The 23,595-nt window shown below is 64.6% G+C and carries 29 protein-coding genes and 1 pseudogene; 14 read left to right on the forward strand and 16 right to left on the reverse strand.

Going from position 1 to position 23,595, the window contains the following annotated elements; all coding sequences use genetic code 11:
* Positions 1 to 7: 7 nt before the first annotated feature.
* The 5 genes from GDN70_RS29210 to GDN70_RS29225 form a co-directional block, all read right to left on the reverse strand.
* The gene (locus GDN70_RS29210) at positions 8 to 1,582 is read right to left on the reverse strand and encodes an alkaline phosphatase (protein ID WP_038950577.1); all 1,575 of its coding nucleotides are present in this window, start codon (positions 1,580 to 1,582) and stop codon (positions 8 to 10) included.
* 119 nt (positions 1,583 to 1,701) lie between these two features.
* Entirely contained in the window at positions 1,702 to 2,121 is a 420-nt protein-coding gene (locus GDN70_RS29215; protein WP_152103355.1) for a hypothetical protein, read from the reverse strand.
* Positions 2,122 to 2,229: 108 nt separating this feature from the next.
* Complete coding sequence (locus tag GDN70_RS29220; RefSeq protein WP_038972660.1) at positions 2,230 to 3,231, reverse strand: nitronate monooxygenase family protein; 1,002 nt, start codon at positions 3,229 to 3,231, stop codon at positions 2,230 to 2,232.
* A gap of 220 nt (positions 3,232 to 3,451) precedes the next feature.
* A complete protein-coding gene (locus tag GDN70_RS35220) occupies positions 3,452 to 3,610 on the reverse strand; it encodes a hypothetical protein (protein ID WP_018321727.1) in 159 nt (52 codons plus the stop codon).
* A gap of 21 nt (positions 3,611 to 3,631) precedes the next feature.
* Positions 3,632 to 4,006, reverse strand: coding sequence for a PRC-barrel domain-containing protein (locus GDN70_RS29225; RefSeq protein WP_028144036.1), 375 nt, complete (start codon positions 4,004 to 4,006; stop codon positions 3,632 to 3,634).
* Positions 4,007 to 4,147: 141 nt separating this feature from the next.
* Here GDN70_RS29225 and GDN70_RS29230 point away from each other — a divergent pair, with 141 nt between their 5' ends.
* The 6 genes and pseudogenes from GDN70_RS29230 to GDN70_RS29255 all read left to right on the forward strand — a co-directional run bounded on the left by GDN70_RS29230 (position 4,148) and on the right by GDN70_RS29255 (position 8,352).
* Positions 4,148 to 5,944 carry a thiamine pyrophosphate-requiring protein gene (locus GDN70_RS29230; RefSeq protein ID WP_152103356.1) on the forward strand — a complete coding sequence of 599 codons (1,797 nt, stop codon included), beginning with the start codon at positions 4,148 to 4,150 and terminating at the stop codon, positions 5,942 to 5,944.
* An 8-nt stretch (positions 5,945 to 5,952) separates the two neighbouring features.
* A complete protein-coding gene (locus GDN70_RS29235) occupies positions 5,953 to 6,180 on the forward strand; it encodes a hypothetical protein (protein WP_028144038.1) in 228 nt (75 codons plus the stop codon).
* 86 nt (positions 6,181 to 6,266) lie between these two features.
* A pseudogene (locus tag GDN70_RS29240) lies at positions 6,267 to 6,817 on the forward strand (DUF4142 domain-containing protein).
* A 127-nt stretch (positions 6,818 to 6,944) separates the two neighbouring features.
* Positions 6,945 to 7,523, forward strand: coding sequence for a phosphatase PAP2 family protein (locus GDN70_RS29245; RefSeq protein WP_028144040.1), 579 nt, complete (start codon positions 6,945 to 6,947; stop codon positions 7,521 to 7,523).
* Positions 7,520 to 7,867: a DUF3147 family protein gene (locus tag GDN70_RS29250; protein WP_028144041.1), complete on the forward strand. Its 348-nt coding sequence runs from the start codon at positions 7,520 to 7,522 to the stop codon at positions 7,865 to 7,867. Before GDN70_RS29245 ends, GDN70_RS29250 begins: the two co-directional genes overlap by 4 nt.
* On the forward strand, positions 7,867 to 8,352 hold the full coding sequence (locus GDN70_RS29255; protein ID WP_038972659.1) for a hypothetical protein: 486 nt from the start codon (positions 7,867 to 7,869) through the stop codon (positions 8,350 to 8,352). The genes GDN70_RS29250 and GDN70_RS29255 overlap by 1 nt, the downstream gene beginning before the upstream one ends.
* Here GDN70_RS29255 and GDN70_RS29260 read toward each other — a convergent pair.
* The gene (locus tag GDN70_RS29260) at positions 8,323 to 8,517 is read right to left on the reverse strand and encodes a hypothetical protein (RefSeq protein ID WP_038972658.1); all 195 of its coding nucleotides are present in this window, start codon (positions 8,515 to 8,517) and stop codon (positions 8,323 to 8,325) included. The two genes, GDN70_RS29255 and GDN70_RS29260, sit on opposite strands and share 30 nt — an antisense overlap.
* Positions 8,501 to 8,659 (reverse strand): hypothetical protein, encoded by a 159-nt coding sequence (locus GDN70_RS35225; protein ID WP_018321736.1) that lies wholly within the window; start codon positions 8,657 to 8,659, stop codon positions 8,501 to 8,503. Before GDN70_RS35225 ends, GDN70_RS29260 begins: the two co-directional genes overlap by 17 nt.
* 173 nt (positions 8,660 to 8,832) lie before the next feature.
* On the opposite strand from GDN70_RS35225, the gene GDN70_RS29265 reads away from it, so the two are divergent.
* Entirely contained in the window at positions 8,833 to 9,081 is a 249-nt protein-coding gene (locus tag GDN70_RS29265; RefSeq protein WP_028144042.1) for a hypothetical protein, read from the forward strand.
* 151 nt (positions 9,082 to 9,232) lie between these two features.
* On the opposite strand, the gene GDN70_RS29270 is transcribed toward GDN70_RS29265, so the two are convergent.
* From GDN70_RS29270 to GDN70_RS29275, 3 genes are all read right to left on the reverse strand, one after another.
* On the reverse strand, positions 9,233 to 9,454 hold the full coding sequence (locus GDN70_RS29270; protein ID WP_028144043.1) for a hypothetical protein: 222 nt from the start codon (positions 9,452 to 9,454) through the stop codon (positions 9,233 to 9,235).
* A gap of 70 nt (positions 9,455 to 9,524) precedes the next feature.
* A complete protein-coding gene (locus tag GDN70_RS35725) occupies positions 9,525 to 9,656 on the reverse strand; it encodes a hypothetical protein (protein ID WP_256379439.1) in 132 nt (43 codons plus the stop codon).
* A 118-nt stretch (positions 9,657 to 9,774) separates the two neighbouring features.
* The gene (locus tag GDN70_RS29275) at positions 9,775 to 9,969 is read right to left on the reverse strand and encodes a hypothetical protein (protein ID WP_028144044.1); all 195 of its coding nucleotides are present in this window, start codon (positions 9,967 to 9,969) and stop codon (positions 9,775 to 9,777) included.
* A 94-nt stretch (positions 9,970 to 10,063) separates the two neighbouring features.
* Here GDN70_RS29275 and GDN70_RS29280 point away from each other — a divergent pair, with 94 nt between their 5' ends.
* Positions 10,064 to 10,576, forward strand: coding sequence for a DUF4142 domain-containing protein (locus tag GDN70_RS29280; protein WP_028144045.1), 513 nt, complete (start codon positions 10,064 to 10,066; stop codon positions 10,574 to 10,576).
* 10 nt (positions 10,577 to 10,586) lie between these two features.
* Here GDN70_RS29280 and GDN70_RS35230 read toward each other — a convergent pair whose 3' ends face one another.
* On the reverse strand, positions 10,587 to 10,880 hold the full coding sequence (locus GDN70_RS35230; RefSeq protein ID WP_028144046.1) for a hypothetical protein: 294 nt from the start codon (positions 10,878 to 10,880) through the stop codon (positions 10,587 to 10,589).
* A 280-nt stretch (positions 10,881 to 11,160) separates the two neighbouring features.
* On the opposite strand from GDN70_RS35230, the gene GDN70_RS29290 reads away from it, so the two are divergent.
* Both GDN70_RS29290 and GDN70_RS29295 read left to right on the forward strand, forming a co-directional pair.
* Entirely contained in the window at positions 11,161 to 17,460 is a 6,300-nt protein-coding gene (locus GDN70_RS29290) for a HAMP domain-containing protein (protein ID WP_028144047.1), read from the forward strand.
* 14 nt (positions 17,461 to 17,474) lie between these two features.
* Positions 17,475 to 18,962, forward strand: coding sequence for an HWE histidine kinase domain-containing protein (locus tag GDN70_RS29295; protein WP_028144048.1), 1,488 nt, complete (start codon positions 17,475 to 17,477; stop codon positions 18,960 to 18,962).
* Between the two features lie 97 nt (positions 18,963 to 19,059).
* On the opposite strand, the gene GDN70_RS29300 is transcribed toward GDN70_RS29295, so the two are convergent.
* Positions 19,060 to 19,281 carry a hypothetical protein gene (locus tag GDN70_RS29300; protein ID WP_028144049.1) on the reverse strand — a complete coding sequence of 74 codons (222 nt, stop codon included), beginning with the start codon at positions 19,279 to 19,281 and terminating at the stop codon, positions 19,060 to 19,062.
* 142 nt (positions 19,282 to 19,423) lie between these two features.
* On the opposite strand from GDN70_RS29300, the gene GDN70_RS29305 reads away from it, so the two are divergent.
* Both GDN70_RS29305 and GDN70_RS29310 read left to right on the forward strand, forming a co-directional pair.
* Positions 19,424 to 19,681, forward strand: coding sequence for a hypothetical protein (locus GDN70_RS29305; protein ID WP_038972656.1), 258 nt, complete (start codon positions 19,424 to 19,426; stop codon positions 19,679 to 19,681).
* Between the two features lie 95 nt (positions 19,682 to 19,776).
* Entirely contained in the window at positions 19,777 to 20,025 is a 249-nt protein-coding gene (locus GDN70_RS29310) for a hypothetical protein (protein WP_038972655.1), read from the forward strand.
* A gap of 106 nt (positions 20,026 to 20,131) precedes the next feature.
* On the opposite strand, the gene GDN70_RS29315 is transcribed toward GDN70_RS29310, so the two are convergent.
* Together GDN70_RS29315 and GDN70_RS29320 are read right to left on the reverse strand one after the other, a co-directional pair.
* Positions 20,132 to 20,338, reverse strand: coding sequence for a hypothetical protein (locus tag GDN70_RS29315; RefSeq protein ID WP_028144052.1), 207 nt, complete (start codon positions 20,336 to 20,338; stop codon positions 20,132 to 20,134).
* Between the two features lie 19 nt (positions 20,339 to 20,357).
* Positions 20,358 to 20,579: a hypothetical protein gene (locus tag GDN70_RS29320; protein ID WP_028144053.1), complete on the reverse strand. Its 222-nt coding sequence runs from the start codon at positions 20,577 to 20,579 to the stop codon at positions 20,358 to 20,360.
* Positions 20,580 to 20,694: 115 nt separating this feature from the next.
* Here GDN70_RS29320 and GDN70_RS29325 point away from each other — a divergent pair, with 115 nt between their 5' ends.
* Positions 20,695 to 20,889 carry a DUF3072 domain-containing protein gene (locus GDN70_RS29325; protein WP_018321749.1) on the forward strand — a complete coding sequence of 65 codons (195 nt, stop codon included), beginning with the start codon at positions 20,695 to 20,697 and terminating at the stop codon, positions 20,887 to 20,889.
* A 79-nt stretch (positions 20,890 to 20,968) separates the two neighbouring features.
* Positions 20,969 to 21,271 carry a DUF6496 domain-containing protein gene (locus tag GDN70_RS29330; RefSeq protein WP_028144055.1) on the forward strand — a complete coding sequence of 101 codons (303 nt, stop codon included), beginning with the start codon at positions 20,969 to 20,971 and terminating at the stop codon, positions 21,269 to 21,271.
* Positions 21,272 to 21,284: 13 nt separating this feature from the next.
* Here the strand turns inward: GDN70_RS29330 and GDN70_RS29335 are convergent, their stop codons facing one another.
* Both GDN70_RS29335 and GDN70_RS29340 read right to left on the reverse strand, forming a co-directional pair.
* On the reverse strand, positions 21,285 to 21,647 hold the full coding sequence (locus tag GDN70_RS29335) for a hypothetical protein (RefSeq protein WP_028144056.1): 363 nt from the start codon (positions 21,645 to 21,647) through the stop codon (positions 21,285 to 21,287).
* Between the two features lie 276 nt (positions 21,648 to 21,923).
* A complete protein-coding gene (locus GDN70_RS29340) occupies positions 21,924 to 23,456 on the reverse strand; it encodes a Do family serine endopeptidase (RefSeq protein WP_028144057.1) in 1,533 nt (510 codons plus the stop codon).
* Positions 23,457 to 23,595: the final 139 nt, after the last annotated feature.

Below are 23,595 nucleotides of genomic sequence, written 5' to 3' on the forward strand. Positions count from 1 at the left end.
CCGCCCCTCACGAATGCTGCGCCACCACGGCAGGTCGCGCCTGCGGCTGCGGTTCGAGATCGACCGACCAGAGGTCGCGATTGTCGACGTCTTTCAGCGTCACAGTCATCACGCCGCTGGCACCGTCGATGTCGACGCGGCCGAAGAATTGCAGTCCGAAACACGGCGCCAAATTCTCGCCCTGCGCCGCGCTACAGCCGTTCTGGTACATCGCGACCGGACCAAAGGTGTTGTCGAGCTCGCCCGGGCCCCAGGTGCCGGCGTGCAGCGGGCCGGAGACGAACTCCCAGAACGGCTCGAAGTCTTGAAACTGCGCCTTGCCGGGATCGTAATAATGCGCGGCGGTGTAATGCATGTCGGCGGTCAGCCAGACGATATTGCGCACGCCGGCGCGCTTGATGGAGGCCAGAAGGTCGGCGATCTCGTGCTCGCGCCGGTCGGGCGGCCCATCACCAAGCGCGACGGCATCCAGGCTGACCAGGCCGATCGGCAAATCGGCCGCAATCACCTTCCAGGTCGCGCGCGAGGCCGCGAGCTCGCGCTTCAGCCAGGCGAGTTGCTCGGCACCCAAAATCCAGCCGCGGTGATCGCCGCCCTTGTTCCAGCTGTCGTCGCGATAGCTGCGCATGTCGATCATGAAGACGTCCAGCAGCGGGCCGTAGGCGATCTTGCGATAGACCCGGCCTTGCCGCGCGCCGAGGTCGCGGATCGGCATGAAGTCGAAGAAGGCGCGGCGGGCGCGCGCGACCAGGCGCGGGGTGCCGTCGTCCTCATAACCGGCCTCGTCATGGCTGCCGGCCGGTGACCAGTCGTTGGTGACCTCGTGGTCGTCCCATTGCGCGAACATCGGCACCTCGGCGTGGAAGGCGCGAAAATTCTCGTCGAGATGGTTGTATCTGTAATTGCCGCGAAACTGCGCCAGCGTGTGCGCGACCTCGGACTTTTCCTCGGTCACGAGGTTGCGCCAGATCTCGCCGTTCGGCAGCCTCTGCTCGGAAGGAACCGTGCAGTCGGCGTAGATGTGATCGCCGGAGTGGATGAAGAAATCCGGACGGTTATCGAGCATGGTGCGATAGCTGCGATAGCCGCCGCGCGAAACGTCGATGCCCCAGCCCTGCCCCGCGACATCCCCGGACCACACGAACGAGATCGACCGGCCCGCGGCCGGCGCGGTGCGGAAATGGCCGACGCGGCTTTCGCCGGCAATGCCGGCCGCGATGTCGTCGAAGCGCACGCGGTAGAAGATATCCTGGCCGGGCGGCAGATCGTTCAGCAGCAGCTTTGCGGTGAAATCCGCATCAAGCAGAGCGTCGCGCGAAGCTGACGCGATGATGGTCTCGAAGCTCTCGACGGTCGAGCATTCCACCTGCATCCGCGCGGGGCGGTCGGCGCGCGCCCAGATCACGGCGGAGTCCCCAGAGACGTCGCCGGACTGGATACCGCCCGCGATCTGCGGCCGATCGGCGGCGCGGCTGAGGTGTGGCGTTGCGAGCGTGCCGAGCGAGGCGACGGCGAGGCTGGAGGTCGAGCGGACCAGGAATTGCCGCCGGGTCCATGCGCGCGAAGCGCGGAGCGTTGCCATTCAGGAAACCTTCGTCGAATCGCGACGGAAGGTGCCTGCGCTCCTTGACTCCTACCCTTACGGTTTCTTGACCCCGCGCCTACGGTTTTGCGACGCGCCGATGACGCGCTCAGACCGGGTTAACGCTGCCAGTTGCAGATGCCGCCGGAGCGGCACGGCCAGGTTTGGATGCGGGTATCCCTCGCCTGCGCATCCAGCGGATTGCCGTGGCGATGCGCGAGTTTGGTCCGGGCTGCGCCGCGCGGCTGGGCAGGCCTGGCGTGCGCAACCTTCGGCTCGGCCGCACGGACGCGTTCGGCCGCAACCTTCTTCGGCGCGTCGACGGGTGCGGCGCGGGCCTGCGCCTCATTGCCGCCGCGCGCTTCCAGCGCAACCGGAGCGAAGTGCGTCTCGGGCCCGAGACGTTTCGGCGACAGCACGGCCTTGGAGAGATCGAGGCCGAGATATTCGTCTGGCTTGTAGTCGTCAGCGCGCGCGAAGCCGCCCCATGCGATCACGAGGGCAACGGCAACTGCAAAAGGAATGCTTTTCAGGACCACGGACGCCTCCTGAAATTGATTTTGAAAGGGATATTTTATCCTTATTTAGGAGGCCTCGCTTGCGATTCCAGCGGCCAAGTGCCGCCGTGGTTAAGAAGTTTAGCGGTGTCAAGCGACCTTTCGCGTCGCCCCCGTCCCATCCAGGAACCCCATCAAACGGCTACGGATGATCTGTTCCGCCTCGGTCATGATCCGATCGACGAGTTCCTTGCAGGAGGGGATGTCGTGGATCAGGCCGGCGACCATGCCGCAGCTCCACGCGCCGGCGTCCATCTGTCCCTCCAGCATGATCCTGGGATAGACGCCCGCGACCTGATCGTGGATGTCGTCGATCTTCAGCTTGTCGCCCTTCTCGCGCTCGATCTCGATCAGGCGATCGACATTGGCGTTCCTCAGCACGCGCTCGGTGTTGCGCAGGCTGCGCATGATCAGGCGGGTGTCGAGCTCGGTCGCGGCGACCAGCGCATTCTTCACGTTCTGATGCACGGGCGCTTCCTTGGTGGCGATGAAGCGCGTGCCCATGTTCATGCCGGCGGCACCCAGCGACAATGCCGCGACGAGGCTGCGCCCGTCCGCCATGCCGCCGGAGGCGACGAAGGGGATCTTCAATTCCTCCGCCGCGCGCGGCAGCAGGATCATGTTGGGAATGTCGTCCTCGCCGGGATGACCGCCGCACTCGAAGCCGTCGACGCTGACGGCATCGCAGCCGATCCGCTCGGCCTTGAGTGAGTGACGCACCGAGGTGCATTTGTGGATGACCTTGATGCCCGCCGCCTTCAGCGCCGGCATGTATTGTTCGGGGCTGCGGCCGGCCGTCTCCACCGCCTTGATGCCACCCTCGACGATGGCCGCGATGTATTCCGGATAGGGCGGCGCCGCGAAGGTCGGCAGGAAGGTGAGGTTCACGCCGAACGGCTTGTCGGTCATGTCGCGGCAGCGCGCGATCTCCTTGGCGAGCAATTCCGGCGTCTTCTGCGTTAGGCCGGTGATGATGCCGAGCCCGCCGGCATTCGACACGGCGGCGGCCAGCTCGGCAAAGCCGACGAAATGCATGCCGCCCTGGATGATGGGGTGCTCGATGCCGAACAGCTCGGTGATCGCGGTCTTCACTTAATTCGCCTCCCGGAATTTGCTCAGATCGGGTTCAGTCTAGCCGGACTTTTGCGCCGCGGTCACCATTTCTCTCCGACGGTGGATCTCCATTTCGAGGATCCCCGAGGCCCACACCTCGCGAGGGCCCCGCTGCCATTCGTGAACGCCGGCTCAAAAAGAAGCGCGGCACAGTGCGTGCCGCGCTCGTCTCTGACGTCTCACGGGAAGCCCGCCTGTCTCAGTGCGTCTTCGTCTCGTGCCATTTCTCGAGATCGGGCTTCTCCTCGTCCGATCCCTGCTCCTTCTCCGGATTGCCCTTCCAGGGCTTGTCCGTCTGCCGGTGCGAACCCCAATCGTTCTGCTGCCGGGGATCGTCGTTAGGCCGTTCCTTGCTCATCGATCTCCCTTTCCGTGAACGTCAAGCAAAGGGAACACCATAATAGGAGTTGATGCCGCGCACCGCGGCATCATCACCCCAGTTCCAATCGCTTCGTTCGCCATATTTCGGCGCCCCTTCCAGTTCCTTGGTGGTGATGCCGGTGACATACCCGCCAAGCTCCGTGTCGTATTTCAGCGACTGCCAGGGCAACGGGTAGTGGTCGTTGCCGAGGCCCAGGAATCCGCCGAAGCCAAGCACGGCGTAGGACACCCTGCCGCTGACCTTGTCGATCATCACGCGTTCGATCGAACCGATCCGGTTGCGGTCGGCGCCGTAAACCGACGTTCCCTCGACCTTGTCGCTGCCGATCAGCCGTCCCATCTCGCTGCGGCCCAGCTCGCCTTGATTCAGCATCTCAATCCTCCACTCAGCCAATGTGAATCAACCGGATGAGCAAGCGATCGTTCCGGCGCCGATGTTCCCGGAAGTGGACCAGGAACATCGCAGGGAAGGAGCCGTTCTCTGAACTTCACGCACAACCGAGAGCCACGCGCGATGTCCCAGACCGTCTCCGACTTCATCGTCCAGCGTCTGCATCAATGGGGCGTGCGGCACATCTTTGGCTATCCCGGCGACGGCATCAACGGCGTGTTCGGCGCGATGAACCGGGCCCAAGGCAAGGAAGGCGAGATCGGCTTCGTGCAGGCGCGGCACGAGGAGATGGCGGCATTCATGGCCAGCGCCTACGCAAAATTCTCAGGGCAGCTCGGCGTCTGCATCGCGACCTCGGGCCCGGGTGCCTCGCATCTCATCACCGGGCTCTACGATGCGCTGCTCGATCACCAGCCGGTGCTGGCGATTGTCGGCCAGCAGGCCCGCAACGCTCTCGGCGGGCACTATCAGCAGGAGATCGACCTTCTCTCCATGTTCAAGGACGTCGCCGGTGCCTACGTCATGCAGGCATCCTCGCCTGCGCAAGTGCGACACTTGATCGACCGAGCCGTGCGGATCGCGCTGGCGCGGCGGGCCCCGACCGTGATCATCCTGCCCAACGACCTGCAGGAAGAAGCTTTCGAGAGCCCGCCACGTGCACACGGCACGCTGCATTCCGGCATTGGTTATAGCGCGCCCAGCATCATGCCACGTGAGGCCGATCTCGATCGCGCCGCGGAAGTGCTCAATGCCGGCAAGAAGGTCGCGATGCTCGTCGGCGCCGGCGCCCTTGGCGCAACCGACGAGGTGATCGCCGTCTCTGACCGGCTCTCGGCCGGCTGCGCCAAGGCGCTGCTCGGCAAGGCCGCGCTGCCCGACGACCTGCCGTGGGTCACCGGCTCGATCGGCCTGCTCGGCACCGAGCCCAGCTACAACATGATGATGGAGTGCGACACGCTGCTGATGGTCGGCTCTGCCTTCCCCTATGCCGAGTTCCTGCCGAAGGAAGGCGCGGCCCGCGGCGTGCAGATCGACATCGACGCCGGCATGATGTCGATCCGCTTTCCCATGGAGGTCGGCCTCGTGGGCGATGCCGCCGAGACGCTGCGCGCTCTGTTGCCGCGGCTGAAGCCCAAGAGCGACGGCGCCTGGCGCCAAAGTATCGAAGCTGACGTCGCGACATGGTGGAAGACGCTGGATGGCCGGGCACATCAGCCGGCGGCGCCCGTCAATCCGCAGCTCGTCGCCTGGGAATTGTCCCCGCGCCTGCCCGACCGTGCGATCATCACCAGCGATTCCGGCTCTTGCGCCAATTGGTTCGCCCGCGACCTGAAGATGCGCCGCGGCATGACGGCCTCGCTCTCCGGCGGCCTCGCCTCGATGGGCGCCGCGGTGCCCTATGCGCTCGCCGCCAAATACGCCCATCCGGACCGTCCGGTGATCGCGCTGGTCGGCGACGGCGCGATGCAGATGAACAACATGGCCGAATTGATCACCGCCGCGAAATACTGGCGCTCCTGGCGCGACCCGCGCTTCGTCGTCTGCGTCTTCAACAACGAGGACCTCAACCAGGTGACCTGGGAGCAGCGCATCATCAACGGCGACCCCAAATTCGAAGCCTCGCAGCGCATTCCCGACGTCTCCTATTCACGCTTCGCCGAGCTCATCGGCCTGCGCGGCATCTTCGTCGACACCCCACAGCTGCTCGGCTCGGCCTGGGAGCAGGCGCTGGCAAGCGAGATGCCCGTCGTGCTGGAGGTGAAGACCGATCCCGAAGTGCCGCCGCTGCCGCCGCATATCACGCTTCAGCAGGCCAAGAACTTCTCGCTCGCCCTCTTGAAGGGCGATCCGAACGAGAGCGGGATGATCAAGGGAGCAGCGCGGCAGGTGCTCGAAACGATCCTGCCCGGAAAGCAATGAGGTCAACCATGAGCGACTTTCGCGACATCCAGCACGGCGTCAACGATCCCGTCGATGGCGTCGATGTGAAGTACCATTTCAACGACAACAAGACTCCGCACGAGCGCGCGCAGCGCCATGCCGATGTGCGTGCCGAAGCCACGGCCGTCGCCGCCGAGCCGTTTCTCCCCGAGCGGCTGCGACGCAAGCCGACCGATCCCATCAATCCGCGCACCGGGCGGAATCCGGCGGATTAGTCGTTAGGAACCTCGGCGCATACGACGTGTTGATCGGCGCAATATCGCGCGGCAAGAGGCCGCGCGCCCACTCGGAGGGACCGAACATGAAACGTACCATCATCGCCTTGCCTGCGTGCTTGTCGCAGGGCCCGCGCTCGCCCAATCTCTTGGCGAGAAGACCGGCGTCAATTCGGCGCTCGGTGTCGCGCCAACGACTACCGACTTCGTCAAGCAGGTCGCCATCAGCGACATGTTCGAGATCGAGTCGAGCAAGCTCGCTACGCAAAAGGGCAACGCGCAGGAGAAGAGCTTCGCGCAGCAGATGGTGACCGACCACACCAAGACCAGCACCGAGCTCAAGGGTCTCGTCGGTGACGGCAAGGTGCAGGCGACCCTTCCGACGGCGCTCGACAGCTCGCACCAGAGCAAGCTCGACAAGCTCAAGAGCGCGAATGGCAAGGACTTCAGCTCGGACTACAATTCCTACCAGGTGAGCGCCCATGAGGATGCCGTGTCGCTGTTCGAGCGCTACGCCAAGGGCGGCGACAATTCGGCGCTGAAGGATTGGGCCGGCAAGACTCTGCCGGCGCTCAAGCACCATCTCGACATGGCCAAGGAGCTCGGCAAGGCGCCGAGCGTCGGCCAGGCGAAGTAAACCTCGAACGAGGGCGCCGGCTTGGCCGGCGCCCCGCGGGCCTGGTGCCGACGCGGCCGAACTCAGGAACCTTCGTTGATTCCGGGCTTTACAAATTTGTCATGAAGAACATCTCGCCTGCGGACCGATGGCGCTCGTAACAGTCAAACCCACCCGGATCGATACGGCGATCGCGAACGAGATCGCGCACCACACCAACTCCGGCCTCGAGCATGCGGCCCAGACATTGACCTGGGGCGCCGACGAGCATGTGCTCATCGCGCTCGCCGCCGCGGGATGGCTCTACACCCGGCTGCGGCAACCGCAGCAGCGTCGCGTTGCAGATCACATTCTCATGGTCTCGCTGGCGACAGCCGTGCTGCCGCATGTCCTCAAATCCGTGTTCGATCAGACCAGGCCGGACCGGCTGACGGTCGCCGGCCACTGGCGCGGCGTCCCCTTCTCGGGGCGATCACGCGACGCATTTCCCTCCGGTCACGCCGTGCACATGGGCGCCCTCGCCTCGGCGGCCGACCTGTTGCCGCCTGCCCGGCGTCAGGCGGTCCGCTTCGTTGCCGTGGCGCTATCGTTGACGCGCATCGTGGTGCTGGCGCATTGGGCCAGCGATGTGGTGGCCGGTTTCACGCTCGGCGTCGCCGTCGAGCGACTGTTCAGGCCGTTCACGCTGGCGAAGCGGCGGTCCAAGGCCTCACGGACACGGCCATGACCGAATATCTCCTGCGCTTCATCGCCGGCGGCCTGATCGTCTCTGCCTTCTCCATCCTGGGCGACATGCTGCGGCCGAAGAGCTTTGCCGGACTGCTCGGCGCGGCGCCGTCGGTCGCTCTGGCCACCCTCAGCATCGCCGTCGTCCAGCACGGCCCGCAATATGTCGCCGCCGAAAGCTGGACGATGATCTATGGTGCCATCGCACTCGGCTGCTACAGCATCGTCGTCTGCCATCTCCTGATGAGGTTTCATTTCTCCGCACTGCCAGCCACCATTCTCGCTTTTGCCGCATGGCTCGTCGTCGCCTTCGCTCTGCTCGCGGGTTTCGGAGGTGCTGCCTGATGCTGGTCAAGATGTCTGCATCGGCGCTGAAACAGACTCGGTGGTACGAGTACGGTATCCGCTTTCTGCTCGGCGGACTGGCGACGGTCCTCGCGGGAGCCGTGACCACAGGTTTCGGCGTCTCCGTCGGCGGCCTCTTCCTCGCGCTCCCCGCCATCTTCTGCGCCAGTGCAACGCTGATCGAAAGCCATGAGCGCCGCGCCAAGGAAAAGGCCGGCCTCAGCGGAGACAGACGCGGGCAGCAGGCCGCAGCGCTCGATGCCGCCGGTGCCGGCCTTGGGAGCATCGGTCTCGCAGCGTTCGCTGCAGTCTTTTATCTCGTGGTTTCGACAACCGTGATCGGCGCATTCGTCGCCGCCATCCTGGTATGGGCGGCCGTGTCGGTGTCGGCTTGGTGGCTGCGGCGAAAGCTTCGCATCACCTCGAGGACCGTGCAGACCAAACGCATGGGGCCATCAGCGAGGGGCCGCGGCCTCTTCCCGTAGCATCAGAAAGCCGTACATCTCGGCGGCCGTCTGAAGCTGATCGATGCGCGCAAGAACAATTTCGCGCTGGCGGCCGTCCGGCAGGCCCGACAGTTCATGCTCGAGCCGCAGCTTCTGCGCCCCGAGACGCTGTTCGAATGTATGTGGCTCAGATCGTCTTCGCATCTTCCGTCCTCGGTGGCTGCAGTCCCGGGCTGTTGGCCCAGCGCTCGACTTGTTCGATGACCTTCTGGTGGCTGGGACGCACCGGCTTGGGGGCTTCCGGCTCTTCGGAAAGCTTGCGAGGCAACCTGACTTCGTCCGTCATGGCTTCTCTCCCTTTCCATGAGAATGCGCCACCGCCGGAGTCGTTTCAATAATAAATCATTGATTTTGTTATATTTTCTTACTCATTCGGCGTCTTTCTCGACTCTTGTGGAACTCCCGCCAAGTTGGTTCGTTGAGTAACCTACTCAACCTGCTCAATTTGTGTGATCGACCATGAACGACCTTCGCGCCGAGCGCCTACAGGTCATGCTCACGCCGGAAGAGTTGGCCGCCGTTGACGATTTCCGGTTCAAACATCGCATGCCGACGCGGGCGGCAGCGGTCCGCGAACTGCTCAAGTTCGGATTGGCCGCCGTCGGCGTCGACGCGGCTGCGGGTGTGAAGTCGAGCAGCTTCGGCGTTTTCGGCCGCGGGCCCGACGGGCATACGCAGGAGGATCCCGAGAACGGCACCGGGGGCTGACCCACAGGAGCCGTTCATAAGCAAACGACCCCGGCACGGGGCGTGCCAGGGCCGTCTTGGAGATTGCTTCCGGCGCACCGGGGGCGTGACAACCGGGAGCAACCTGTCGACGCGTCGCGCGAGGATTCGTTCCTCGCGCTGACCGTTGCGTCTAGCCGCTCGGCGCGTCGCCGGAATCGTCCGGCGTCATGCCGGAGCCCGGCGTCTTGCTGTTGTCGTTGAGCTTGGGATCGCGCGTCGCCTCCCGCGACGGCGAGCCTTTCGAACCCGTCTTTTGCGGATCCGTCTTGTGCACGGACTGTGCGCGCTGCTTGTCGCGCGGCTGTTCCTCCGCCCGTTTGTCCTTGACGATGCCGTGGTCGGAATGGGCCATGATGTGCTTTCACCTCTCCTGATGTGTCGAAGCGCTTACGCACTGCGGCGTCGAATGTTCCGGCGAGGCGCTAGCTGTGCGCCGCGTGGACCGCAGCCGACGCATTCCCCAGATGAACCTGGCGCACCGTCGTCACCGTCGCGAACGCGACCGAGACACCAAAGGCGAGAATGAGTGAAAGAAGAGCCAGACGTGGAGCCATCACAAAACCTCCTTCTGGAAGCGAAAACCAACGCGATCGACTGTCCCCTGATCATCCTGGATTGGTCGCTTGCATTCCGTGAGCGGTCTCACACGCGGATTCACGAAAAGCAGAGCCCTCACGCATCCCGCTTTTGAGGGAAACGGACTACGAGAGGCGGAATTTCCCCGTCGAGCCAATCCTGCTCGTGGGCGAGCGCCGTCCAGGCGTCCGCCATGCGCGAAAAGCGCTTGTGGGCGGGTTGTCCCTCGGCGCGCTCGGCGAGCTGAAGACAGTTGTCGGCATTATCCCTGAAGATGTCAGACTGTTTCATATTGAAGACGTGGGGACGGAACTCTCGGGTCGCAACCCGCTTGCCGGATCGTAATGTTCAGGGAACTCCGCACGCCATTGGCTGTTTGATATCGATGCGAGTTCTTGTCGCGATCATCCTGGCATTCATCAGCACCGCAGCGCTTGCCGACAGCACCGGTGAACGAAAGTCTGGCGACCGCCCTCCGAGCGCAACCGACGTCATCAGCGGCCTTTATGATTTCAGCCGCTTCCAGCAGGGCCTCCTGGAGAGCACCGATCTGAAGGGCAACGCCGAGGTCAAGAACCTCGCCGCCTTGCGTGCCGAGGAAGCGGCCAAGCGCGACAAGGCGCTGAAGCAGATCCAGGAGGCGATCGGCGCGGAGCCGCGCATCGGCAAGACGACGTCGGTCAGCGCGGGCCTGGTCGAGCCCGAAACGTCCGACGGACCGACTTACGTCCGAAGCTTCTATGCCTCGCAGATTCCCGAATATGAATCGGCCATTGACCTGCTCGAACGCTATTTGAAGGCGCCCGATAACGCGGCGCTCGCAACGTTTGCGCGCGAGCAGCTCCCGATGCTGCGCGCACAGGTCAAGGACGCCGGGCGCACCATGGCGGACAAGTAGCCCCCTCTATTTATTTGTCGTTCGGATGATGTTGCTGGCTCTGCGGTCGCACGGTGCGGTCGCTCTCCGGCATCCGGTCCCGGCCCGCATCCCCATTGTCGTCCTTGCCGCCCGAAGACGAGGTGCCGCTGCCGCTCGGGTTCGACCGGGTCGCCGCCCCCGTCGTCGGAGTATCCGCCCTCGGGCTGGCGGAGCTCGCGGCGGGATCGCCGGTCACCGCCCCGCGGCCGCTGGGCGCTCCGCCCTGCGCCAAGGCCGACCCGGCAAACAGCACGACGACGATCGCGGCAAGTCCTGCTTTCATATCCGTTCTCCATGTCTTTGCGGGCTAACCGCGAGGGTTGGCGCTCGTTCCGAAGGGTGGCGGGGACGAACGAGCGGGCCGCAGGATCGCGGACGCCAGCCCTTTTCGAATTCGGATGGAACCAATTCGGCGGATCGTGGTTATATTTGCCGGGCTGAGCAAAGCAGGTTCCATTTGCTGGCGCCGCAAGGTTGGCGCTTGATTTCGAATTTGGCTGACGCTCTATGTTGACCAATCGCGTCTGGCCATAGATTCGGCCGACACCTGCGGGGGAATCAGTATGAGCGACCTCGATCCCGGATCTGCATCACGGTCCGGTCGTCGCGTCCCAAAGCCAAAGCCCAACGGTGTATCGGATCCGGATTCCCGGGCCGAATTGCTGCTCGCCCTGCAGGCCATGCGCAGCGGCGATTTCTCCGTCCGCATGAGCGGCGACTATCTCGGCATCGACGGCAAGATCGCCGACACTTTTAATGAAATCATCGCCGCCAACCAGCGCATGGCGCAGCAGCTCGAGCTGGTCGGCCAGGTGGTCGGCCGCGAAGGCAAAACGCGCCAGCGCGTGAAGTTCGGCCTCGCCTCGGGCTCCTGGGCCGACATGGAAGGCTCCGTCAACACGCTGATCGACGACCTGCTGTGGCCGACCCGCGAGGTGACGCGTGCGGTCGCGGCGGTGGCGCAAGGCGACCTGCTCCAGACCGTCAAGCTCGACGTCGACGGCCGTCCGCTCCGGGGCGAATTCCTGCAGTCGGCGACCATCGTCAACACCATGATCAAGCAGCTCGGCGTGTTCACCTCCGAGGTGACGCGCGTGGCGCGCGAGGTCGGCACCGAGGGCAAGCTCGGCGGCCAGGCCCAGGTGCCGGAAGTGACCGGCGTCTGGAAGGACCTCACCGAGAGCGTCAACTCGATGGCGAACAACCTGACCAACCAGGTTCGCAACATCGCCGAGGTGACGATCGCGGTCGCCAACGGCGACCTCTCCAAGAAGATCACGGTCGACGTCCGCGGCGAGATCCTTCAGCTCAAGGAAGCCATCAACACGATGGTGGACCAGCTCCGCTCCTTCGCCTCAGAAGTGACGCGCGTGGCGCGCGAGGTCGGTACCGACGGCAAGCTGGGCGGCCAGGCGATCGTGCCCGGCGTCGCCGGCACCTGGAAGGACCTCACCGACTCCGTCAACGCGATGTGCGGCAACCTGACCGCACAGGTGCGCAACATCGCCAACGTCACCACCGCCGTGGCGCGCGGCGACCTGTCGCGCAAGATCACGGTGGACGTGCGCGGCGAGATCCTGGAGCTGAAGGACACCATCAACACCATGGTGGACCAGCTCAACTCGTTCGCCTCGGAAGTGACGCGCGTCGCGCGCGAGGTCGGCACCGAAGGCAAGCTTGGCGGACAGGCGCAGGTGCCTGGCGTTGCCGGCACATGGAAGGATCTCACCGACAACGTCAACTTCATGGCCTCGAACCTGACGGCGCAGGTCCGCAACATCGCCGACGTCGCCACCGCCATCGCGAGCGGCGACCTCTCGAAGAAGATCACGGTGAACGTCTCGGGCGAAATCCTTCAGCTGAAGGAGACGCTCAACACCATGGTCGACCAGCTCAACGCGTTTGCCGGCGAAGTGACCCGCGTGGCGCGCGAAGTCGGCACCGAGGGCCGGCTCGGCGGCCAGGCCAACGTGCTCGGCGTCGCCGGCACCTGGAAGGACCTCACCGAGAGCGTCAACTCGATGGCGTCGAACCTGACCGCGCAGGTTCGCAACATCGCCGAGGTGACCACCGCGGTCGCCGGCGGCGATCTGTCGAAGAAGATCACGGTGGACGTGCGCGGCGAGATCCTGGAGCTGAAGGACACCATCAACACCATGGTGGACCAGCTCAACGCCTTCGCCGGCGAAGTCACGCGCGTCGCGCGCGAGGTCGGCACCGAAGGCAAGCTCGGCGGCCAGGCCGTCGTGCGCGGCGTCGGCGGCACCTGGAAGGACCTCACCGACAGCGTCAACTCGATGGCCTCGAACCTCACCGGCCAGGTCCGCAACATCGCCGAGGTCGCGACCGCGGTCGCCAAGGGCGATTTGTCGAAGAAGATCACAGTGAACGTGTCGGGCGAAATCCTTCAGCTGAAGGAAACGCTCAACACCATGGTCGACCAGCTCAACGCCTTCGCCGGCGAAGTCACGCGCGTCGCCCGCGAGGTCGGCACCGACGGCAAGCTCGGCGGCCAGGCCGGCGTGCCCGGCGTTGCCGGCACCTGGAAGGACTTGACCGACTCCGTGAACTCGATGGCGGGCAACCTCACCGCCCAGGTCCGCAACATCGCCGAGGTCGCGACTGCGATCGCGGGCGGCGACCTGTCGCGCAAGATCACCGTGGACGTGCGTGGCGAGATCCTGCAGCTCAAGGACACGCTGAACACGATGGTCGACCAGCTCAACCGCTTCGCGGGCGAGGTGACGCGCGTGGCGCGCGAGGTCGGCACCGAAGGCCGCCTCGGCGGTCAGGCCAACGTGCCGGGTGTCGCCGGCACCTGGAAGGATCTCACCGACAGCGTGAACTCGATGGCGGGCAACCTCACCGCCCAGGTCCGCAACATCGCCGAAGTGACCACCGCCGTCGCGCGCGGCGACTTGTCGCGCAAGATCACCGTCGACGTGAAGGGCGAAATCCTCGAGCTCAAGAACACCATCAATACGATGGTCGATCAGCTCAACGGCTTCGCCGGCGAAGTGACGCGCGTGGCGCGCGAGGTCGGCACCGAAGGCAAACTCGGCGGACAGGCCGAGGTGCCCGGCGTCGCCGGCACCTGGAAGGACCTCACCGACAACGTCAACTTCATGGCCTCGAACCTGACGGCCCAGGTCCGCAACATCGCCGAGGTCGCGACCGCGATCGCAGGCGGCGACCTGTCGAAGAAGATCACGGTGGACGTGCGCGGCGAGATCCTGCTGCTCAAGGACACCTTGAACACCATGGTCGAGCAGCTGCGCTCCTTCGCCGCCGAAGTGACGCGCGTCGCGCGCGAGGTCGGCACCGAAGGCCGGCTCGGCGGTCAGGCCGTCGTGCCCGGCGTCGGCGGCACCTGGAAGGATCTGACCGACAACGTCAACCTCTTGGCCGCGAACCTCACCACCCAGGTCCGCAACATCGCCGAAGTGACCACGGCGGTCGCGCGCGGCGACTTGTCGCGCAAGATCACCGTCGACGTGAAAGGCGAAATCCTCGAGCTGAAGAACACCATCAACACCATGGTGGACCAGCTCAACGCCTTCGCCGGCGAAGTCACGCGCGTGGCGCGCGAGGTCGGCACCGAGGGCAAGCTCGGCGGCCAAGCGCAGGTGCCCGGCGTCGCCGGCACCTGGAAGGATCTCACCGATACCGTCAACTTCATGGCGGCAAACCTGACCGAGCAGGTGCGCGGCATCGTCAAGGTGGTGACCGCGGTCGCCAATGGCGACCTCAAGCAGAACCTCACCGTGAAATCGAAGGGCGAGGTCGCTGCGCTCGCCGACACCATCAACAACATGACCGAGACGCTCGCCACCTTCGCCGACCAGGTGACGTCGGTGGCACGCGAGGTCGGCGTCGAAGGCCGGCTCGGCGGTCAGGCCAACGTGCCGGGCGCGGCCGGCACCTGGAAGGACCTCACCGGCAACGTGAACCTCCTGGCGGCCAACCTCACCTCGCAGGTGCGCGCGATCGCCGAAGTCGCGACCGCCGTCACCAAGGGCGACCTGACGCGATCGATCCAGGTCGATGCCCGCGGCGAAGTCGCCGAGCTGAAAGACAACATCAACACGATGATCACGAATCTCCGTCTCACGACGGACGTGAACACCGAGCAGGACTGGCTGAAGACCAACCTCGCCAAATTCACCAACATGCTGCAGGGCCAGCGCGACCTCACCACCGTCGGCCGGCTCTTGCTCACCGAGCTGTCGCCGCTGGTGAACGCCCATACCGGCGTGATCTATCAGATCGAGAGCGAGGACAATCCGCAGCTCCTGCTGCTCGCCTCCTACGCCAGCGACGGCATCTATCCGTATCAGCGCGTGCTGCAGTTCGGCGACGGCCTGATCGGCCAGTGCGCGCTCGACAAGCGGCCGCGCGTGGTCGCCGACATTCCATCCGACGTGGTGCCGATCAACTCGGCGCTGTTCCGCGTCGCGCCGAAGAACCTCGTCGTGCTGCCGGTGCTGTTCGAGGGCCAGGTCAAGGCCGTGATCGAGCTCGCCTCGCTCGTCTCCTTCACGACCTCGCAGATGACGTTCCTGGAGCAGCTCACCGACTCCATCGGCATCGTGCTCAATTCGATCGAAGCGACGATGCAGACCGAAGGCCTGCTCAAGCAGTCGCAGCAGCTTGCCGGCGAGCTCCAGACCCAGCAGCGCGAATTGCAGCAGACCAACGACCAGCTCGAGCAGAAGGCGCAGCAGCTCGCCGAGCGCAACGTCGAGGTCGAGCGCAAGAACCAGGAGATCGAGCAGGCCCGCCGCGCCCTCGAGGAAAAGGCGACCGAGCTTGCGCTGACCTCGAAGTACAAGTCCGAATTCCTCGCCAATATGAGCCACGAGCTGCGCACGCCGCTGAACTCGATCCTGATCCTTGGACAGCAGCTCACCGACAATCCGGACGGCAACCTCTCGGCCAAGCAGGTCGAATTCGCCCGCACCATCCACGGCGCCGGCACCGATCTGCTCAATCTCATCAGCGACATCCTGGATCTATCCAAGATCGAATCCGGCACGGTGACGGTCGACGCCGAGGAAATCCTCACCGCGAACCTGCTGGAGACCGTCGGACGGCCGTTCCGGCACGAGGCGGACAACCGCAATCTCTCGTTCAAGATCGACGTCGATCCGAACCTCCCACGCAGCATCGTCACCGACTCCAAGCGCCTGCAACAGGTCCTGAAGAACCTGCTCTCCAACGCCTTCAAGTTCACCGCGGAAGGCGAGGTGCGCCTGAATGTCACCGCCGCGGTCGGCGGCTGGGGAACGGATCATCCGGTGCTGAACTCCGCGCCGGCGGTGATCGCGCTCGAAGTGTCCGACACCGGCATCGGCATTCCCGTGGAAAAACAGAAGCTGATCTTCGAGGCGTTCCAGCAGGCCGATGCCGGCACCAGCCGGAAATATGGCGGCACCGGCCTTGGGCTTGCGATTAGTCGCGAATTGGCAAGCCTGCTCGGCGGCGAAATTCATCTGCGCAGCTCGCCGGGCAAGGGCTCGTCGTTCACGCTGTATCTGCCGCTCAAATATTCCGGCCCGACGCTCGCACCGCGCGCCGCACCCGCGCCGCAGCAAAACAATCAGCCGCCTGCGCTGCAGCCCGCCGCCGCGCCGGAGCAGCAGCGCGTCATTGAGCAGCTTCCCGACGACCGGCTCAACCTCGAGCCTGGCGACAGCATCCTTCTGATCGTCGAGGACGACCCGCATTACGCGCGTGTACTGGTCGACCTCGCGCGCGACAAGGGATTCAAGGTCCTGGTCGCCGCCCGCGGTGCGGAGGCGCTGGAGCTTGCCAAGCAATACCAGCCGAGAGCAGTCTCGCTCGACGTGTTCCTGCCCGATATGCTCGGCTGGACCGTGCTGAGCCAGCTCAAGCACAATCCGCTGACCCGCCACATCCCCGTGCAGATCATCACGCTCGACGAGGACCGCCAGCATGCGCTGGCGCGTGGCGCGTTCTCCTTCGTCAACAAGCCGACGACGACCGAGGGCGTCTCGGCCGCGCTGACGCAGATCAAGGAGTATGCACGGCCGCGGCGCAAGCGGCTCCTGATCGTCGAGGACAACGAGGCGGAGCAGCTTTCGATCCGCGAGCTGCTGCACCACGACGACATCGAGATCGTGACGACGGACACCGGCGCCGGCGCGCTCTCGACGCTGCGGGAGGCGCCCTGCGATTGCGTGGTGCTCGACCTCAGGCTGCCCGACATGAGCGGTTTCGAGGTGCTGGACCAGATCCGCAACGACGAGGCGCTGTCCAACGTCCCGGTCGTCGTCTTCACCGGCCGCGAGCTTTCGGCGGAGGAGGATGCGGAACTCCACACCATGGCGCGCAGCATCGTGGTCAAGGGCGTGGAATCGCCGGAGCGCCTGCTCGACGAGACCGCATTGTTCCTGCACCGCGTGATCACGGAGCTTCCGGTCGAGAAGCAGCGCATGCTGGAGAAGCTGAACAGTTCCGACGAGGATTTGATCGGCAAGACCGCGCTGCTCGTCGACGACGACGCCCGCAACATCTTCGCGCTGTCGAGCGTGCTGGAACGGCGCGGCATGAAGGTGCTGACCGCCACGACCGGCCGTGAAGCCGTCACCCTGGTCGAATCCAATCCGGAGATCGCCATCGTTCTGATGGACATCATGATGCCGCAGATGGATGGCTACCAGACCATCGGCGTCATTCGCGAAAACCAGGCCTTCGCCCGCCTTCCGATCATCGCGCTGACCGCCAAGGCGATGAAGGGTGACCGGGAAAAATGCCTGGAGGCCGGCGCGTCCGACTATCTCGCCAAACCCGTCAACACCGATCAATTGCTGCTTGCGATCCGCATGTGGCTGCACCGATGAGTTTGGATCCGCGAATGGACCACGAAAAGGTCAACATCCTCCTCGTCGACGACCAGCCGGCCAAGCTGCTCGCCTATGAGGTGATCCTGAAGGAACTCGGCGAGAACCTCGTGGTCGCTTCGTCCGGACGCGAGGCGCTGGAGGTGCTGCTCAAGACCGAGATCGCGGTGATCCTGGTCGACGTCTGCATGCCCGAGCTCGACGGCTTCGAGCTTGCCGCGATGATCCGCGAGCATCCGCGCTTCCAGAAGACCGCGATGATCTTCATCTCCGCCATCCAGGTCAGCGACATCGACCGGCTGCGCGGCTACGAGATGGGGGCGGTCGACTACGTGCCGGTCCCGGTCGTGCCGGAGGTGCTGCGCGCCAAGATCAAGGTGTTTGCCGAGCTCTACCGCAAGACCCGCGAGCTGGAACGGCTGAATCAGGAGCTCGAGGATCGCGTCCGCGCACGCACGGCGGAACTGGAGAACTCCACCGCGAAGCTGCGCGAAAGCGAGCAGCGGCGCAGCATGGCCATCGCGGCCGGCAAGATGGGTTCCTGGGATTGGGACTGGATCAGCGGCGACTGGATGTGGGACGAGGGGCAATATCGCATCTTTGGCGTCGGCCCGGAGAGCTTCGAGGTCAATCCGGCCAACGTCCAGGCGCTGTTGCATCCCGACGACGTCGATCAGTTGCGCAAGGCGATCGCCGAATTCAACAAGGGCACGCGTGCCTATGAGACCGAGTTCCGCATTGTGCGGCCCGACGGCGAGGTGCGCTGGTGCGTCGGCACGGCGGCCGCGACGGTCGACGACAGCGGTCGCGTCGTGCGCGTGAGCGGTGTCACCGTGGACATCACCGAACGCAAGCGAGCCGAGGAACGGCAGAATTTGCTGGCGCGGGAAGTCGATCACCGCGCCAAGAATGCTCTGGCGCTGGCGCAGTCGATCGTCCGCCTCACCCGCGCCGACGAGGTCAAGGCCTATGTCAGCGCCGTCGAAGGACGCATCAATGCGCTGGCGCGCGTGCACACCATCCTGTCGCTGTCGAGCTGGCAGGGCGCGGAGCTCTCCAAGCTGATCGACGAGGAGCTTGCGCCCTATTCGCTCGGCGGCCAGATCATATTGGCGGGTCCGGAGGTCCAGTTGCTGCCGGCGACGGCCCAGACGCTGGCGCTCGCGCTGCACGAGCTCTTTACCAACTCGGCCAAGTATGGCGCACTCTCGACCAGGTCGGGACGGCTCACGATCGGCTGGCAGGTCGAGGACCAGCTGCTGACGCTGAGCTGGGAGGAATCCGGCGGTCCGCTCGTCATGACGCCGAAATCGCGCGGCTTCGGCACGCGGAGCCTGCTTGCGAGCGTCGAGTCCCAGCTCGGTGGACAGGCGCAATTCGATTGGCGAGCCGAAGGACTGTTGTGCCGCCTCAAGGTGCCGCTGACACGCAAGACGGCGACGGCCGCCCCCGGAAAATTCGACGCCCCCAGCTCAGCCGAATTGCAACGCGCCTCGGGCTAAAGCGCGATGCGATCAGGATGAAGCGTCATCGCGCTTTGGTTTGTTGTTTGAGCATGATCTTTTCGGAAAACCGCTGCGCACTTTTCCGGATCATGCTTTAGCCCGACGCCGCCATCCTGGTTTGCCGCGGCGGCCGCGCTTCCTCGGCGAGGCGTCCTTCGAGCCAGGCTTCCGTTTGAGCGAGGTCGCGTAGCGCCCTCGCGTAGCGGCGGGCCGCACTTCGCTCCGCACCGCGCGGCAGTTTGCGGGCCTTGCGCAGCATGTCCGCAGCCGCGTTGCGATAGGCCAGCGAGCGGTAAAGAAAGACTACCTTACCCATATCGAATGTTCCCGTTTTGCTGACGCTCATCCTCGCAGGCCCGGCATGAACGTCGGATGAAGCCGGTGATGACAATTCCTTCATGCGTTTGGAACCGGCGAATATGGCCCGCGTTTGCATGTCAGTTCGGGATGCGGTTCCCATGCGCGCAAAAAAGTCGTCGGACCTGATCTCTCCCACCGGCCTCATCAAGCTGATGACGCATGCGATGATGGGCGCAGCCCTCGGCCTCGCCTTCAGCCTCACGCTGATCCTGTCCAATCCCGCCGTCGCCAAGCTGCTCGATCATGGCGGAAGCCAGGCCGCAATCGTCTTCGCCCTCACATTGGTGACGACGTTCGCGATCGGCGCGACACTCACCGGCGTCGTGTTCATCCTCGCAGAGGACAAGCAATCTTGAAGCGTGCGTGCGGCCCGGCAGATGCGTTTGTCGGGAACTCCTTCGGCAAATGGCGGTTGGCTGCCTGCGTCAATTTAACTCAGGGAGTTCCCCGCATGACAACGGCAAAACTCGTTCTCACCGCAATGTTGGCCACCGGCCTCGCCGCCGCGCCGCTCGCCGCACAGGCCAAGTCGCACAAGGCCAAACACGGATCATCGATGTCGTCCTCGCAGACCACGGGCGCCAACACCAAGGCCTCGAAGGGCGCGGATCCTTCCGGCCAGGGCGGCTCCGGTCCCGGCTCGGACCAGGGCGGCACCATGACGAACAAGAGCAGCAAGGGCATGAGCAATACCAAGTGAGCTCAGGCCGACATGACATCAAAAGCCCCGCGGCGACGCGGGGCTTTTTTTCTTGATGCGGGATCGGCAATCGAGCGCCACATCGTCGAGCGCCGGCGTCAGCTCGTTACGGGCGACGCGTTTCAGAGTTGAGCGGGCGGCTCGCAGCATTCGTCTTCACGAGTTGCTCGAGCTGCGCCCGCTTGCGTCCGATCAGAAGTTGGGCCGCAGCATCGTCGAGCCCCGCACGCTGCAATTGCCGGATGGCCGAGCCCAATTCGAGAATCTCGGCGCGCAACCTCAAGATCCGGTAAGTGTCCGGGTCCTCCTCCACGGCGCCCCCCCAAAAGGTGTCAGCGCCGCGTGCTCGCGCGCTCGGGACCGACGGCTGTCTTCACGAGACGAAGGCGCACCCGGTCGCGAACGTCAGGCAGGACATCGCCGCCGCCAGCAGCCTTCCATTCGCCGATCAGCAAATTGACCTTCCGGCGCAAATCCATCTGCGCCAGGGCTTGCTGGACGCAATCGCGGTCGCCGTTGATGAGATACCGCACGGAGGCCTCGACGCCGGCCATCTCAACCCTCAAGGCGCTGATTTTACGTCGAATTTCATTAATTCTGTTGTCCATGGCTTGTTAGAACAAAATAAGAACATATAGTCAAGTCACGATTTCAGGACGGAGAAGCGACATGCAGGTTCAGGGCAAATACGACGCCAGGGTTTTCCTCGCCGAGCAGATGACACGGACGCAGGGGCTGAGGTTGAAACGGCTAAGCGAAGAAGCGTATCAGCCCGCGCAATATGCGCGCGATCTGTCCTTCAGCGAGGCCGCACGTCGTATCCAGGTGCTGGAAGCCGAGATCGAGCTGGCGAATTCCTTCTAGGCTGCGCCTGGAACACTGTCCGCGTCCTTCGGAACCATGCCCGTGTCGAATGGTTCTCCCCGGCCAAGGGAGAACATGCATGGCACGCAAGGCAAAGAAGCGCAGCTACTCGCGCAGCGCCGGCAGCGATGTCGAGAGCGAGATGCGCCGCTACAAGAAGGGCACCGCCAAGAGCGGTCGCAAAGGCCGTGGCGGACGTGTGAAGAGTCGCAAGCAGGCGATCGCGATCGGACTGTCGAAGGCACGCAAGAAGGGGAAGAAGGTCCCGAAGAAGGCCGCCAAGAAGACCTCCAAGAAGACGTCCAAGAAGACCTCCAAGAAGAGGACGACCAAGAAGAGGACAACCAAGAAATCGTCGAAGCGCAAATCCAGCAAGCGCTGACCGTTGGCCTGTGTCAGATCATGCTGCCCGGCATGAAGCAGCGGATCGAAACGCCGAACGCGGTCTTCACCGGCCACACCATGGTGCGGCCGGCGCGGTTCGGCTCGGTGATGACGGCTTCGTCCGGCACCTCGATCCACTCGCCGTCGAGACGCACGCGATAATGCCCGTTATGCGACTCCCAGTCGGGATCGGCGACGGCAAAACCATCCGCATCCGAACAGCACGGACCAAGGTGGCTGCGCAGGCTGTCGAACCATGGCTTCAGGGGTGAGTCCGCGTAGCGGCCGTCGTCCCGCCCGAGAGCGTTTCCGCCCCAGAGCACGAATGGCGCCACGAGTAGCGCCCTCCTCAGCGAGAGCTTCAATCGATCCATGTCGGCACCGATCAAATGCGAACCAGCGGCCAGTTCCGGAAACCGGCGGCAAGTTCGAAGTTCCACGCTTGCAACTGGTCCCGGTGGCATCGTTGCCGCCGGCGACCTGCACGAGTCGGAACTTTGATGAGCGAACACGGCTTTTTCGGACGAACCGCGTCATCGTCGCTGCCGTTAACGAGAATGTTATCGATTGCCTCCCGGGAGTCCTGAAGGCGAACGAAAAAGGCGGCCTCGAGGGCCGCCTTTCTTGATCCATGCCGATCGGCGTTCGCCTCAGGCGAGTGGTACCGCGACGAAGCGGGTCGCCTGCGCGCTTCTGACCTGCAACAACACGCTACGCTTGCCGGACGATTTGGCCTGCGCCAACTCCGAGCGGACGTCGCCGACATTGGCGACGGCCTTGCCGCCGACGTTGAGGATGACGTCGCCGGTCTGGATGCCGCGCTGCGCCGCCGGCCCTTGCGGATCGACTTCGGTGACGACAACGCCCTTCTGGCCAGCGCCCTGGACGTCACCGGCCGGAGCCAAAGCAAGACCGAGGCGCGGCGTGCCGGAGCCCGGCTGGTCCTTGCCAACATCGGCCTTGGCCTGCCGTTCGTTCGGCAGTTCGCCGAGCGCGAGCGTCACCGTTTTGCTGTCGCCTTTGTGGAAGACGTCGAGCTTCACTGAGCTGCCAGGCGCAAGAGTCGCGATCGTGCGGGCGAGGTCGCGGGAGTCCTTGATCGCGGTGCCGTTGACGGCGGTGATGACATCGCCCGCCTCGATGCCGGCCTTGGCCGCCGGGCTGCCATCCTGCGGACTGTCGACGATCGCACCGCGCGCCTCCTTCAGCCCGAGGCTGTCGGCAATCTCGGCGGTGACCGGCTGCACTTGCACGCCGAGCCAGCCACGGGTCACCGCGCCCTTGTCCTTCAGCTGCGCGACGACGAGCTTTGCGGTCGAGGCCGGAATGTCGAAGCCGATGCCGACCGAGCCGCCGGAGGGCGAGAAGATCGCAGTGTTCACGCCGATCACGTTGCCGCTCATGTCGAAGGCCGGGCCGCCGGAATTGCCCTTGTTGATGGGCGCATCGATCTGGATGAAGTCGTCATAGGGGCCGTTGCCGATGTCGCGGCCACTGGCAGAGACGATGCCGGCAGTCACGGTGCCGCCGAGGCCGAAGGGGTTGCCGACCGCGACCACCCAGTCGCCGATGCGCGGCTTCTGGTCGGAGAATTTGACGAACGGGAAGTCCTTCTTGCCGTCGACCTTGATCAGCGCGAGATCGGTCTTCGGATCGGTGCCGACGACCTTGGCGGTGTAGCTCGTGCCGTCATCCATGGTCACCTGCACCGACTCGGCGTGGTCGACGACGTGGTTGTTGGTCACGGCATAGCCGTCGGCGGAGATGAAGAAGCCGGAGCCTTCGCCCGTGATCATCTGATGGCGCTGGCGCGGCATGCCGTTCATGCCGCCCGGGCCACGGAAGCCGAACTGCCGCGAGAACTGGTCGAACGGGGTGTCCTCGTCCTGATCCATCCGGTTCTGCTGCAGCATCGCGCTCTTGTCGTTGTCCTGGTCGATCTTGACCCGCACCGAGATGACCGCGGGTTTGACCTTACTGACGAGGTCACCAAAGCCCGGCGGCGTCGCGGCGGATTCGGCGGCCTGGGCCGGGGTAATGAAGGAGCTCGGACCGAACGGCGAAGAGCCGGGAGCAGCCGCCAGCACGGCCACGCCGAGCGCGGCCACGGTGCCGAGCAGCGCAAGCCGGCGCGGCCTCAGGATCTTGCGGGACGTGGTGTCGGAATTGACGCGATCGTTCATGTCGAAATGTCCATGTTGGATAAGGTGTCGCCTTGCCTCCAACATGGCCATCGTCACCTTACGACGTCCCGTCCATCCGATTAAATCTTCGCAAAGAATGCGCGGGCCCCGGGAAAGTCGTCCCTGCGCATTTGATACA

It is taken from the genome of Bradyrhizobium sp. TM102, assembly GCF_009176685.1.
Lineage (GTDB): Bacteria > Pseudomonadota > Alphaproteobacteria > Rhizobiales > Xanthobacteraceae > Bradyrhizobium > Bradyrhizobium ottawaense.